The organism is Pseudomonas sp. FSL R10-2964, assembly GCF_009600035.1.
Classification (GTDB): Bacteria; Pseudomonadota; Gammaproteobacteria; order Pseudomonadales; family Pseudomonadaceae; genus Aquipseudomonas; species Aquipseudomonas bubulae.
Genome location: NZ_WIWH01000012.1, coordinates 108927 through 122647 on the forward strand (window position 1 = coordinate 108927; position 13721 = coordinate 122647).

Annotated in this window: 14 protein-coding genes and 1 tRNA gene; 10 read left to right on the forward strand and 5 right to left on the reverse strand. The window is 54.6% G+C overall.

Going from position 1 to position 13721, the window contains the following annotated elements; genetic code table 11:
• Positions 1-91 precede the first annotated feature (91 nt).
• The gene (locus GHN92_RS09080; protein ID WP_095001353.1) at positions 92-1486 is read right to left on the reverse strand and encodes a sensor histidine kinase; all 1395 of its coding nucleotides are present in this window, start codon (positions 1484-1486) and stop codon (positions 92-94) included.
• Entirely contained in the window at positions 1479-2150 is a 672-nt protein-coding gene (locus tag GHN92_RS09085; RefSeq protein ID WP_095001352.1) for a response regulator, read from the reverse strand. Before GHN92_RS09085 ends, GHN92_RS09080 begins: the two co-directional genes overlap by 8 nt.
• A 354-nt stretch (positions 2151-2504) precedes the next feature.
• Here GHN92_RS09085 and GHN92_RS09090 point away from each other — a divergent pair, with 354 nt between their 5' ends.
• The 4 genes from GHN92_RS09090 to GHN92_RS09105 are packed head-to-tail and all read left to right on the forward strand — an operon-like array spanning position 2505 to position 6550.
• Entirely contained in the window at positions 2505-3482 is a 978-nt protein-coding gene (locus GHN92_RS09090; protein ID WP_095020843.1) for a tripartite tricarboxylate transporter substrate binding protein, read from the forward strand.
• A 57-nt stretch (positions 3483-3539) separates the two neighbouring features.
• Complete coding sequence (locus tag GHN92_RS09095) at positions 3540-3998, forward strand: tripartite tricarboxylate transporter TctB family protein (protein WP_095001350.1); 459 nt, start codon at positions 3540-3542, stop codon at positions 3996-3998.
• Between the two features lies 1 nt (position 3999).
• Positions 4000-5514: a tripartite tricarboxylate transporter permease gene (locus GHN92_RS09100; RefSeq protein ID WP_095001349.1), complete on the forward strand. Its 1515-nt coding sequence runs from the start codon at positions 4000-4002 to the stop codon at positions 5512-5514.
• Positions 5507-6550: an AbrB family transcriptional regulator gene (locus GHN92_RS09105; protein ID WP_133144262.1), complete on the forward strand. Its 1044-nt coding sequence runs from the start codon at positions 5507-5509 to the stop codon at positions 6548-6550. Before GHN92_RS09100 ends, GHN92_RS09105 begins: the two co-directional genes overlap by 8 nt.
• Positions 6551-6610: 60 nt before the next feature.
• Here the strand turns inward: GHN92_RS09105 and ung are convergent, their stop codons facing one another.
• The gene (gene ung / locus GHN92_RS09110) at positions 6611-7303 is read right to left on the reverse strand and encodes a uracil-DNA glycosylase (protein ID WP_095001347.1); all 693 of its coding nucleotides are present in this window, start codon (positions 7301-7303) and stop codon (positions 6611-6613) included.
• Positions 7304-7433: 130 nt separating this feature from the next.
• On the opposite strand from ung, the gene GHN92_RS09115 reads away from it, so the two are divergent.
• Positions 7434-7811 carry a hypothetical protein gene (locus tag GHN92_RS09115; RefSeq protein ID WP_133144263.1) on the forward strand — a complete coding sequence of 126 codons (378 nt, stop codon included), beginning with the start codon at positions 7434-7436 and terminating at the stop codon, positions 7809-7811.
• Positions 7812-8113: 302 nt separating this feature from the next.
• Here GHN92_RS09115 and GHN92_RS09120 read toward each other — a convergent pair whose 3' ends face one another.
• On the reverse strand, positions 8114-8551 hold the full coding sequence (locus GHN92_RS09120; protein WP_133144264.1) for a DUF3757 domain-containing protein: 438 nt from the start codon (positions 8549-8551) through the stop codon (positions 8114-8116).
• Between the two features lie 250 nt (positions 8552-8801).
• Here GHN92_RS09120 and GHN92_RS09125 point away from each other — a divergent pair, with 250 nt between their 5' ends.
• The 5 genes from GHN92_RS09125 (at position 8802) to GHN92_RS09145 (ending at position 12758) form a co-directional block, all read left to right on the forward strand.
• Positions 8802-9023, forward strand: a complete 222-nt coding sequence (locus tag GHN92_RS09125) for a cysteine-rich CWC family protein (protein WP_095019719.1) — start codon at positions 8802-8804, stop codon at positions 9021-9023.
• Between the two features lie 33 nt (positions 9024-9056).
• Positions 9057-9767, forward strand: a complete 711-nt coding sequence (locus GHN92_RS09130; protein ID WP_133144265.1) for a pseudouridine synthase — start codon at positions 9057-9059, stop codon at positions 9765-9767.
• An 87-nt stretch (positions 9768-9854) separates the two neighbouring features.
• Positions 9855-10709, forward strand: coding sequence for an alpha/beta fold hydrolase (locus GHN92_RS09135; RefSeq protein ID WP_170943724.1), 855 nt, complete (start codon positions 9855-9857; stop codon positions 10707-10709).
• A 106-nt stretch (positions 10710-10815) separates the two neighbouring features.
• Positions 10816-10889 (forward strand) — tRNA-Gly (locus tag GHN92_RS09140).
• Between the two features lie 684 nt (positions 10890-11573).
• Positions 11574-12758 carry a hypothetical protein gene (locus GHN92_RS09145; RefSeq protein ID WP_153379911.1) on the forward strand — a complete coding sequence of 395 codons (1185 nt, stop codon included), beginning with the start codon at positions 11574-11576 and terminating at the stop codon, positions 12756-12758.
• Between the two features lie 740 nt (positions 12759-13498).
• On the opposite strand, the gene GHN92_RS24020 is transcribed toward GHN92_RS09145, so the two are convergent.
• Positions 13499-13721: hypothetical protein (locus GHN92_RS24020; protein ID WP_218580732.1), on the reverse strand; the 223-nt coding region annotated here is incomplete at its 5' end.

A 13721-nucleotide genomic window follows, 5' to 3' on the forward strand; every position in this document is an offset into this window, starting at 1 on the left:
CGAATCGATTCAATCGCGGGCAAGCCCGCTCCCACAGGGGATTTGACGCCGGGTCGACTGGCCAGGGTATTTATCCATCCATGTCACAGGGCTAGCGCCCATTGGCCGGCACAAAACTCACCCGCACTTTCAACCCGCCCTGCACGCCATCATGCAAACTGATATGGGCAAGGTGGGCGCGACAGATTTCACCCACAATCGCCAGCCCCAGCCCCGACCCGGCCACCTGCTGATTACGTCGATAGAAGCGTTCAAATACCCGTTCGCGATCTTCATGGGGAATGCCCGGACCATCATCTTCGACTTCCAGCACGGCAGGCGCTGTCACGCGCAAAATCACATTGCCACCCACCGGTGTGTGAGCCATGGCGTTGTCCACCAGATTGCTCAGCAGTTCATGCAGCAACGTAGGCTCACCGTATAGCCAGACCGGCTGGTCGGCCTCAAGCGCCAGGGCAAACCCGCGGGCATGGGCCAGTGGCGCCATGGCCATGCCCAGCTCACGGGCCAACTGACTCAGGTCGAGCAACTGCGCACCGCCTTCGGCAATAGCCCGGGCGCCGTTTTCGATGCGCGCCAGCGACAGCAACTGATTGGCCAAATGGGTCAACCGGTCCGTACCCTGGGCCGCTTGCTCAAGGGTATGGCGCAAGGTCTGCGGTTCCTTTGCACGCAAGCCCAATTCAAGCTGGGCCTTGAGGACTGCCAGAGGTGTGCGCAACTCATGGGCAGCGTCAGCAATAAACTGCGCCTGACGAGCGAACTGCCCACGCAAACGCTCGGTAAAATGATTGAGTGCCTGCACCAATGGCCGCAACTCTCTTTGCACGGACACCAGCGGCAAAGGGCGCAGGTCATCCATCTCGCGCTCCTCCACGGCGCTGCGCAAACGCTCCAGCGGGCGCAGTGCGGCGCTTACGGCAAACCACACCACCAGTAATGCCCCCAACCCCAACATGCCCAGGCGCAGCAAGGTGTCCGCCATCAAGCTACGGGCCATGGCCACCCGTGCTTCGTCGGTCTCGGCCACACGAATTTCCGCCATGCCGTTCATGCTGGGTTCGCTCACAGCCTTGAGCAAACTCACAACGCGCACGTTCTGGCCGAGATAAGTGCCATCATAAAAACGCGCCAACGCCGGATAATCATCGGTCCGCGGCGTGCCAGCTGGCGGCGCGGGCAGATTTTCATAACCGGAAATCAGCTTCTGATGAATATCATTGACCTGGTAGTAGATTCGCCCGGCGCTGTCGTAGGCAAAGGTATCAAGGGCAACGTAGGGCACATCCGCACTCAGGCTGCCATCACGCTGCGAGAGCCCGGCGGCAATGGTTCGTGCCGATGCCAGCAGGGTTCGGTCATACGCCGTATCGGCGGCCTCGCGACCGTTGAAGTAAGCGCTCAAGCTGCTCGCCAGCATCAACACAACCAGCAACAGCGTAAGGTGCCACAACAGGCTCCAGCGCAAGCTGTCGAGCTTAAACATCGCGGCCTTCCAGCAAATACCCCAGGCCCCTGAACGTCACGATCGCCACTGCCTGGCCGTCGAGTTTTTTACGCAGTCGGTGAATGTAAATCTCGATGGCGTCCGGGCTTGCCTCCTCATCCAGGCCAAACACCTGAGCGGCCAGTTGCTCCTTGCTCATGACCCTGCCAGGGCGCGCTATCAGCGCTTCCAGTACCGCCTGCTCGCGGGAGGTCAGCACCAGCAGCTCATCACCAAGGGTGAAGCGCCGGGTTCCGAGGTCGTACACCAGGGCGCCGCATTGCTGCAGCCGCTCACCACCCAGCACACTGCGACGCAGCAGCGCCTTGACCCGGGCTTCCAGCTCCGTCAGCTCAAATGGCTTGGCCAGGTAATCATCGGCCCCCAGGTTAAGCCCGTGAACCCGGTCCTTGACGTCACTGCGCGCAGTCAACATCAACACCGGCAAGGTTTTGCCACGGCCTCGCAAACGCGCCAGCACTTCAAAACCATCCATGCGCGGCAAGCCTACATCCAGAATTGCCACGGCATACTCTTCACTGCTCAAGGCCAGGTCGGCGGCTACGCCATCATGCAATACATCCACGGTCAGGCCTGTGCCTTTCAGGGCTTGGGCAACACTCTCGGCCAGCTGTAGCTGATCCTCGACCAAAAGCACACGCATCGGTTTTACCTCGATTTTTTGTCCTGGCCGCAGCCTTTTGTGCGCGGAGTGTACAGACGGCAGGAGTGCTGTGAAGCGCAAAAACAGTGAATCTGTTTTGAAAGGTTAGCGAAAGGTTGGCCGGCTAGCATCACGAGACTGACAGTAATCCCTGTCGCCGTCATGCACTGCATAACGGCCCGAAAAACGCCTTGAAGCGTTTTCGCCAATAAGAACAATAATGGAGCACCTGCATGCTGACTTATCAGCCCGAAGCCCTTCATCCCTGTATTCCCCCCCTACCCGCGCTCTGTCGCGATGATTTCGCACACCCCAAAACTGCCCTATAAAAATAAAAGCTCCTGAGGAGACGATATGAAATTCCCCCTGCGCACTCTGGCTATTGCGGCCGGCTGCATGCTCTTCACTGGCCAACTGCTGGCTGAACCCAAACGCCCCGAATGCATTGCCCCGGCGTCCCCTGGCGGTGGCTTTGACCTGACCTGCAAACTGGCGCAAAGCGCACTGGTCAACGAGAAGCTGCTGAGCAAACCCATGCGTGTGACCTACATGCCGGGTGGCGTGGGGGCTGTTGCCTATAACGCCGTGGTCGCCCAGCGCCCGGCCGATGCCGGCACCCTGGTAGCCTGGTCCAGTGGCTCATTGCTTAACCTGGCCCAGGGCAAGTTCGGCCGCTTCGATGAAAGCGCCGTGCGCTGGCTGGCAGCGGTCGGCACCAGCTACGGGGCCATTGCGGTGAAGAAGGACTCGCCCTACAAAAATCTTGATGATCTGGTCCAGGCCCTGAAAAAAGACCCGAGCAAAGTGGTCATTGGCTCAGGCGGCACCGTGGGCAGCCAGGACTGGATGCAGACCGCCCTGATCGCCAAGGCCGCCGGGATCAACCCCCGTGACCTGCGTTATGTGGCCCTGGAGGGTGGCGGTGAAATCGCTACCGCGCTGCTGGGCGGCCATATTCAGGTAGGCAGTACGGATATTTCCGACTCCATGCCCCATATCCAGAGCGGTGATATGCGCCTGCTCGCCGTATTCGCCAACGAGCGCCTCGATGAGCCGGAGATGAAGGACATCCCGACGGCCAAGGAACAGGGCTACGACATTGTCTGGCCTGTCGTACGCGGCTTCTACCTGGGGCCAAAAGTCAGCGATGCAGAGTACGCCTGGTGGAAAGAGGCTTTTGACAAGCTGCTGGCGTCCGAAGACTTCGCCACATTGCGTGATCAGCGCGAACTGTTCCCCTTCGCCATGACCGGCCCGGAGCTGGACACCTATGTGAAAAAGCAGGTGGCTGACTACAAAGTACTGGCCCAGGAATTCGGCCTGATCCAGTAACCGCCGCCGACCACTGGCTGTGCCCTTGCACCCAGGGGCACAGCCCAGGAGTGAACCATGCTTGCACAACGCGTATTTGCTTCGGCCCTGCTGCTTGTCTGCGCCGGTTTGGCGGCGATGGCCTGGCCTTATCAGGCAGCCTTTTCCTACGAACCCGTTGGTCCTCGCGCTTTCCCTTTGCTGATGCTGGCATTAATGGGATTGGGGCTGGCCTACATGATCTTTCGCCCCTCCCCCGTGGTGCACAGCGAAGATGACCCCAAACTGGATCGTGAAACCCTGACCAAGATCGGCCTGTGTATCGTGCTGTTGCTGATCTTCGCCGGCACCTTCGAACCTCTCGGTTTTATCCTCAGCAGCATCCTGGTCGGCATCCCGCTGGCGCGTCTGTATGGCGGTCGCTGGCTGCCCAGCAGCGTGATCATCAGCTTGGTGAGCGTTGGCCTTTATTTACTCTTTGATAAAGCCATGGACGTTCCGCTGCCGCTTGGCCTGCTCGACGTTCTGGAGGACTGATATGGATACTTTCGGCTATTTGGGCCAGGGCTTCGGCGTCGCGCTCAGCCCGTACAATCTGGTCACAGCCCTGTGCGGCACCTTGATCGGCACCGTGGTCGGCCTGCTGCCGGGGCTTGGCCCAATCAACGGGGTCGCCCTGCTGATCCCCATCGCATTTGCCTTGGGCCTGCCACCGGAATCGGCGCTGATCCTGCTGGCGGCGGTGTATCTGGGCTGTGAATACGGCGGGCGTATCAGCTCGATCCTGCTGAACATCCCTGGCGAAGCTTCGACCGTGATGACCACCCTCGACGGCTACCCGATGGCGCGTAAAGGCCTGGCTGGCGTGGCGTTGTCGCTGTCGGCCTGGAGCTCATTTATTGGCGCCTTTATCGCCACCTGCGGCATGGTGCTGTTTGCTCCGCTACTGGCCAAGTGGGCGATAGCCTTCGGCCCGGCGGAGTATTTCGTGCTGATGGTGTTTGCCATTGTCTGCCTCGGCGGCATGGCCGGGGACCGTCCGCTGAAAACCTTTATCGCTGCGCTTATCGGCCTGTTTCTGGCCTGCGTGGGGATTGATGCCAACAGTGGCGTATACCGCTTCACCGGCGACAACATCCACCTGACTGACGGCATTCAATTTGTCGTGCTGGTACTGGGGTTGTTCTCCATCAGCGAAATCCTGTTGCTGCTGGAAAAAACCCATCGCGGCCAGGAAGCGGTTAAGGCCACCGGGCGCATGATGTTCAATTTCAAGGAAGCGTCTGCGGTATTCGCGGTGAATATCCGTTGCGGGCTGCTCGGTTTTATCATGGGCGTCCTGCCGGGTGCAGGTGCCACACTGGCCAGCGCCGTGTCCTATATGACGGAAAAACGCCTGGCGGGTACTTCCGGCAAATTCGGCGAGGGTGACATGCGCGGTCTGGCGGCCCCCGAAACCGCAATCGGTGCTTCCGCTTGTGGGGCGCTGGTACCCATGCTGACCCTGGGCGTGCCGGGTTCGGGCACCACGGCAGTGATGATCGGCGCCCTCTCGCTGTACAACATCACCCCCGGCCCGCTGTTGTTTCAGCAGCAGCCGGATATCGTCTGGGGTCTGATCGCGTCATTGTTTATCGCCAACGTCATGCTGGTGATCCTCAACATCCCGATGATCCGTATCTTCACCCGGATTCTGTCGGTGCCTAACTGGGCGCTGGTGCCCGCAATCGCCATCATCACGGCCATTGGTGTATACGCCGTGCACGCGACCACCTTCGATCTGTTCCTGATGATCGGTATCGGCATCTTCGGCTATATCCTGCGCAAGCTCGACTTCCCGCTGTCTCCGGTATTGTTGGGGTTCATTCTGGGCGGGCTGATGGAGCAGAACCTGCGTCGCGCACTGTCGATATCCAACGGTGCGCTGGATATCCTGTGGGCGAGCCCGATCACCCTGGGTGTCTGGGTACTGACGACAATCATGTTGTTGCTGCCTGTCATACGTATCTGGCGCAAACGCAGCGCCCAACGTCGCGCTCTGGCCAATGCCTGATTCAGGATTCAAGCACTGGTGGGGCACGCCGCTGGTCGGCCTGGCTGGCGGCTACCTCGCCAGCCAGATCGGCTGGCCGTTACCGTGGATGGTCGGCTCTCTGCTGGCGATCATCCTGGTGCGTTGCCTGACACCCTGGCAACTGGCCGAGATTCCCGGCGGGCGTAAATGCGGGCAGTGGATTGTGGGCATCGGTATCGGCCTGCATTTCACACCTGTGGTGATGGAGCAGGTGCTGGCGCATTTCTGGCTGATCCTGGCGGGCGCCCTGCTCACCAGTGTGTCGAGTGTGATCGGTGTATGGCTGATGCGCCGCAGCGGTGAGGATCGCGCCACTGCGTTCTTCTCCAGCATGCCCGGCGGTTCGGGGGAGATGGTCAACCTCGGCGCACGCAATGGCGCCGTATTGAGCCGCGTCGCTGCTGGGCAGAGCCTGCGCGTACTGACCGTTGTGCTGTGCGTTCCGGCAGCCTTCAAGTACCTGCTGGGCGAAGGTGCTCCTGCCGTACACCCTGCCTCAATTAACTTCTATTGGCTGGCGTTATTGTTTCCGGCAGGTGCCTTGCTGGCCTGGATCTGGCAACGCCTGCGCCAGCCAAACCCGTGGTTGTTCGGGCCGCTGCTGGTCAGTGCCGGCGTGAGTATTTTATGGGATTTGCATATAGGCCTGCCGGACGGCAGCAGCCAGATGGGGCAGTGGCTGATTGGCAGCGGGCTGGGCTGTCATTTCAATCGGGCATTCTTTCGGCGGGCGCCGTCTTTTATCGGTAAAACCCTGCTGGGCACAGCCCTGACCATGTTGATAGCCAGCCTGTGCGCACTGGGCTTGAGTGCCCTTACCCAACTCGATCTGCGCTCGATGACCCTGGGGATGATGCCGGGCGGCATTGCAGAAATGAGCCTCACCGCAGAAACATTGCAACTGTCAGTGCCCTTGGTTACCGCGTTGCAGGTGATGCGCCTGATCTTCGTGCTGTTTTTGGCTGAACCCCTGTTCCGCTATTGGGCTCGCCAGGATGAAGCCAACCCTTCCTGACAACAAGTACTGGCACACCGGCTATTGCGCTGAGTGTGCCTTGTACCGCTGAGTCATGACTTAAACCGGTGGCAGTTTCCAGTCGATCGCAGCCAGGCCGTTTTGCTCAAGGAACTTGTTGGTTCGGCTGAAGTGGCCGTTGCCTATAAAGCCCCGATACGCCGATAGCGGCGATGGATGCACCGACGTCAGCACCAGGTGTTTGGTCGCATCGATCAGTTTTTGCTTGCTCTGGGCATGGGCGCCCCACAGCAGGAACACCAGCTTGGGTTGCTGCTCGCTGACCACCTGGATAATCCGGTCAGTAAAATGCTCCCAGCCCTTCTTGGCATGGGAGGCGGCATTGGCGCGCTCCACCGTCATCGTCGTATTGAGCAGCAAAACGCCCTGCTCTGCCCAGTGTTGCAAGCAGCCGTGAGGGGCGATATCAATATTCAGGTCACGCTTGAGCTCTTTATAGATATTGACCAGCGACGGCGGTGTCGGGATACCGGGCTGTACTGAAAAACACAAACCATGGGCCTGACCGGGGCCGTGATAAGGGTCCTGACCAAGAATGACCACCTTGATCTTGTCCAGCGGCGTCAGGTTAAGGGCATTGAAAATAAGCGGACCCGGTGGGTAAATCTCTTTTCCGGCCGCATGTTCCTGGCGCAGGAACTCGCGCAGCTCGGCCATGTAAGGTTTATCGAACTCCTCACGTAATGCCTGTTTCCAGACAGGTTCAAGTTTTATACGGTCATCCGGGGTCATGGGTAAGTCCTGAGAAACAATGGGGCGGACACTAGAAAACCCCGTCCCTGTTGTCAACATCCCCATCCGTCGCGTCCGGCGCCATGCAAGCGGGTCAGGTGCTTGTGCCGGGGTCATTGCCGGTTCGACCGTGAACGCTGATCTTGCTGAACCTTTAATACTGAATGAGGGGTGCCTGAACCTCTTGCACAAGCACAGGGCTATTAATCCCTTGCTGATTCAGCTGTTCGCGCTGAATAAGCGGCGCCTGAACCTCTCGCACAAGCACAGGACTATTGATCCCTTGCTGATTCAGCTGTTCGCGCTGAATAAGCGGCGCCTGAACCTCTCGCACAAGCACAGGACTATTGACCCCTTGCTGATTCAGCTGTTCGCGCTGAATAAGCGGCGCCTGAACCTCTCGCACAAGCACAGGGCTATTGATCCTTTGCTGATTCAGCTTTTCGCGCCGAATAAGCGGCGCCTTAACTTTTTGCCTGACCACAGGGCTATTTACGCCCTGATTTAACAGTGGGGCGGAACGCACGTCGGCTCGCTGATGGTGCCTGGGATACACAGGATAATTTATACAGGCAGACAGGGATGCACTTATTAAAACAACAGCCATAACTCGAATATACATACAAACCTCTCAAACCAAAGACAGTGCTCCCGCCCCATCGAAAGATATAAAAAACCGCGCACACTTCATTCAATATCTAAGAAACCAACCAAACACTCTCGAATTTACACCCCACAGCCATGCAGAGTAGTCAGCCAGACTCCCTGCCTGGCCGCATCAGCTGGATAAGGCATTACCGGACACGCAAATCAATTCCGTACCGAAAACGAACACCCATTGGTGTCAGATGAGTTGCATTCATAAAAAGCCAGCCCAAACCCGCTGGTATACATCTTCCAGTTTCTAGCCTCCACCAGAGTCATGGCGTCACCGGAAGCATCCGGATTATTATAATGCAAGTTCAGAAGTGACCTGTCCGCCGCCCTGTACTCGCAGTACCCGATCCGCCCCGTAGACCCTGCCTCGTTATTGGCTGGATAAAAAACAGCGGCTTCGAATGTTTGCAACGGTGACGCTGTCGGGGCGCTTGCCACAGCGATCCATTCAGCTGCGGAAGCATTGGCTGGCGCCGTATAGATACCATTTCTGAGCGTCACGGTTTCAGCACGCGGACAACTTTCAACCACACTGGCTAAAGAAACCGAAGAATAAAACAACATCGCACACAACAAGTACACGTATTTCATATACGCCCCCAATCAAATACTGAAAATTGTTCACGACAAGCAACTTGCCGCCCCCCCAACCCTAAACGAACATTATTATTTAACAACAGGTTATTATGTAGGGAATTTCCTGAGGATACGTGCGATCTTCTTTATCCTCAGCACCTAATCAAAAAGACCCAACCTCCACACTGATTATAAATAACGATCGTTTTCCTACCCTTGTAAGGATTATTATCAAGCCATCAACTATTTCCATGGACATGCTGAAATGACCACCCCTGACCTGTGCCCAGCATGCGGCGCTCGAAACGACTGCTCCATGGCCAGCCCGGATATCGCGGCTCAATCCTGCTGGTGCCATACCGTCAATATTGATCCCAAGGTCATACAGGCATTACCACTTGAGCTACGTGACCTCGCCTGCCTGTGCCCTCGTTGCGCGAACGTTGCAAGTCAATTGCCGCCTGCACGGGCGCAGAGCCTCACGTAAGATACGCGCATGAATTCCTTGTGATTGATCGCTATGCGTTTAGACCGTTTTCTGAGCAACCGCCCCCAGTTCAACCGCCAGCAAGTACGCTTGCTCCTGATAGAGAAGCGCATCCAGGTTGATGGGCAGGTTATCTGCGATCCACGTCACGAAATCCGGGCATTCAGCCAGGTTGAGTTCGACGGGCAAATCTTGCAGGCAGGCAAACCGGCGCGTTACTTCATGCTGCACAAGCCACCCGGATGTGTAAGTGCCACCCAGGATGCGGAACATCCTACGGTGCTCGACTTGCTGGATGAGCCGGACAAACACGACCTGCATATCGCAGGTCGGCTGGACTTCAACACCAGCGGGTTGATGCTGATTACCAATGACGGCCAATGGTCGCGTCATGTCACTCAGCCCGAGACCAAGATGCCCAAGGTGTATTACGTCGAGACCGAGCAGGAAATTACCGACGCGTATATCAGCAAATTTCGTGAGGGCGTCTATTTCGCTTTTGAAGACCTGACCACGCAGCCCGCCGGGCTGGAACTGCTTGGCCCTTGCAGTGCGCGCCTGAGCATCGTTGAGGGCCGTTATCATCAGGTCAAACGCATGTTTGGCTTCTTCAACAACAAGGTCGTGCGCCTGCACCGCGAAAGCATCGGCCCCTTGGTACTCGACAGCCTGCTGGCCCCCGGCGAGTACCGGGCGCTAAGCGAGCAGGAAGTTGTGCAATTCCAACCCACTCCAGCAAATTAGCCGGCAACGCGGCCCACCCCTTTCTGTAACAATCACAGAGCACCATCAGTCAGACCGACGCTCGATTCACTGGAGTCTGACGCCATGATGAAGCCCGAAATTGCCGTGCTCGACATTCAAGGCCAATACCGTATCCATACCGAGCTTTATCGTTGCGATACGTCGCTAAACACCATCATCCTGGTGAATGGTTCGATGGCCACCACTGCGTCCTTTGGCCAGACCCTGAAAAACCTCCACCCGCATTTAAACGTTGTTCTCTATGACCAGCCCTACGCGGGCAACTCCAGACCTCATAACCCTCATCAGAAGATGCTGACGAGGGAAATAGAAGCTCAAATTTTGCTGGAGCTGATAGAGCATTTTGACGCGAACTACCTGCTGTCATTTTCATGGGGCGGGACAGCGGCACTTACCGCCCTGGCGTGTGTGCCGCGACGCATCGAAAAGGCCGTGATCAGTTCGTTTTCGCCGCTGATCAACGACGCCATGCGCGATTACCTGGAGCGTGGCCGTCATTGCCTGGCAGCTTGCAACCGCACTCAGGTGGGCAATCTGGTCAACGACACACTGGGCAAGCATTTGCCGCCATTGTTCAAGCGTTTCAACTTCAGGCACGTCAGCAGCCTGGCCGAGCATGAATACGCGCAAATGCACTTTCATATAGACCAGGTCCTGAACAACGATCAGCAAGGCTTTCTCAGTGCCACGCAGGGTATCGATATACCGGTGCTGTTTATCAATGGCCAATGGGACGAATACACCGTGGCCAGCGACGCCCGGCACTTTGCCCAGCCGATTGCCAACAGCCGGTTCATCAGCCTGGAAAACACCGGGCATTTTCTCGATATGGAAAACAGGAGCGCCAGCCACAGCAGTAAAAACGCCCTGCTCGAGTTTTTAAAGCCAACCCGACCTCACCCACCCTCACTGTCGTTGTGAGGGTGCCCGAGGCAATCAACAGAACGAAAAAGCTGCTAAAACAACACATTTCAAGAATAAAACTTCTCATCGATGCCATCTTCTGGTACAAAGTCAGCCGCTCTGAGCGGGTGTCGTATAATGGTATTACTCCAGCTTCCCAAGCTGATCACGCGGGTTCGATTCCCGCCACCCGCTCCACGTATTTCAAGGCCTGCAGCTCTGTCTACCCCTTACCGCATCCCAATGGGGGCCGTATCGGGGACCGTTTCATCAGAATAGACGCAAATAGCTGCACAGCCTGATCCCAACCCCTGCATAGGTGCCAATCCTAAAATCTGTGGGGGTCCGAAAAAAGAGTAATATTCGTAATATCCTCTCTGAAAAACAGTCGCAGCCCTTACAGATCAAGGCCTCCAGCGGTTTTGAAAAAGGCGATATTTAAGCGATAGGAAGGCGATAGTATTACCTTTCTATAAAGCTATATTTCCATTCTTTAAAACCCAATGAATCCGGGGGTTTGGCTGAAATATTACTTTTCATATCGCTTCATATTACCTTCCCCTGTAATACCGAAAGCCCAGCAAAACCGGGGCCTCCAGACCCATTTCCACGCCCGTATAGCTCATATCGCTCTTTTTGAAACGACCACCCCGCCATTGAGAGTGAAACTTGATTAGAGGAGTCTTCACGAGCCAGCCAGTCCAACGCAGGAACCAATCCCGGCCATGGATGGACGCGTTTCGCGTACCTGGGATGCCCGAACGACTACAGCCCCATGCGGCATGCCAATCTTTTGATACCCGTACAACTACAGACCTGTGCCATCATGGCCACCTCGAAATCACATTTCAAAAATTGAATTCTTGATAAAAGAGTAGGCTTATGGAAAACGCTATTGATACATGCAAAAATAAAATCAGCAGAATATTTACCCTAGTAGATAGTCTCAATGATGCTTACCCAGAGATTTTAACCGCTAAAGATCACCTCCACAGGGAAGCACTGCTAGATGACGTTGAAAAATTCAATATACTGTCTAGTTCGAATGAAATAAAGAACGCACTAATTCATGCTGACAACATTTCCACACATGCTCAATCTATAGGCATGAGAATAGTTAAAGAAGTTGAAATAAATAAAGTAACGTCCATAGGCTACGAGATTATGAGTTTAGCTTCCGACTTAAAGACCGACGTCGAACTGAGCCTAGAACTCCTAAACGCCGCTCAAACGCTTCATGATCCACAGTTAAAAAATCCGCGACTTGCCGACTTTAGTAAAATTACAAGGACTTTAGCATCCAAGTACGAAACACAATTTTCATTGATGCGGAACAAGCTAAAATCTGAAATTGAAAGCTATGAAAAAGCTATTAATAGCGGTAGCAATGAAATAAATAACATAAAACAAAACAGCCTTGAAATGTTCCAGAATGCAAAAACTGAAATATCAGAATTAATGCAAAAAATGGAACAATTGAAGCATGAGACATCCAACCTTCAAGAACAAATGATAATCGAATCAAAAAAAGCCTCAGACATCTTTGAATCAGCCACAGACAGCGCTAAAGACGCTCAAGAAAAAATAGATAAATTACTTGAAACCACAGCATCAAAAGTATTGCTTTTAGAATACTCTACCACCGCTGACGATGAAGAAAGCGCCGCCAACAAGATGAGAAACATTTCATTAGGATGTATGGCCCTTACAGGTGCAGTTCTTTTATTCGCGCTATACGAAACATTAAACAGCGAATTGGACTGGAAGCAATCAGTATTCAAAATGTTTATCGCTTTAGCCTTATCAGTACCAGCAGCATATTTAGCTCGAGAATCTGCAAAACACAGGACCCAACAGCACATCAGCCGACGTATAGCACTAGATTTAAAAGCGGTGACTCCCTACATCGCATCTCTACCCTCTGAAGATCAAATCAAAATAAAATCTGAAGTCGCGTCGAGAATATTTGGCGTGCACAACAATGATAACCCTAGCGAAAGTTGGCCACTAAACCTTCAGGAGATAATTCAATCTCTAATAGAAAAGATACCAACAAAGAAAGATTAGCCTACCAATTGCTAAACTATCTACTCCTCCTACTATTGCCGGCAGCGCCCCTTACAGGAAAAATCCTGCTGGCTAGATCCCCGTAGGAATGAACTCAATAAAAACCACTTTTTTTCATGGAACCTAGATCGACTTCATAAACGGAAAATTGATCGGCGATCGCCTTCAGTTCTGTGTAATCCATCAAACATGCCCCAGCCCACGTCAGCTATAGCTTGCTGGGAATTCAGCCTCACCGATCACCCAACCAGCTACGCTCAAAAAAGATCGTGCACGTTTTTGAAAACCCACCGAAACCCACGTTTTCAAACTTTTCGCCCAATGAAACCAGGGCTTCCAGCATCACCCCGCCCGTTACCTCCCTGAGTGCTACTGTGCAACCGCACTGCATTACCCTTCAAAACTTTGCATTCTGTGCAATGGCTCATCCCCTGCATAGGCCCATGGCCCGCCTGGGCTGCAGGATCGTTTGCACTACATCCGGTTTTGCACAAAAAAAGGACACGAAGCCCGTCGGCGGGAGGGGGATAAGTGCTTTTTCAGAAGATTTTTTATTGTGGTGGCGATTTTCAGACTTGCTCCCTTTGGCGAAAGGTCACAGCATTGCCTAAGACGAGCGAGGATTTCACTGAACGAAAAAAAACCACCTTATTAGGGGCGGTTTCCGCAAGTCCATTTAGTAGCTGGTTTGCTGTCTGACAGGGCGCTACAACGTTTAGCGTTCGGATTGCGATTTTCGGCTAGCAATAACCCGTTATTTCAATTTCTTTTATTCGAGAGTTATTACTCGGATTGTTAAGTTCAATCGTAATATCAAGACTATAATCAATCCCGGCGCTACCATTCTGCAAAATCGCTTGGGTTGGCGTGGTTGAAAGTAGCCTGTCTAGGCTCTGTACGTAAACCCAAGAAATACGATTTTCTGTAAAATACACCGCCATTAAAGCCAGGAGGCCAAGATGG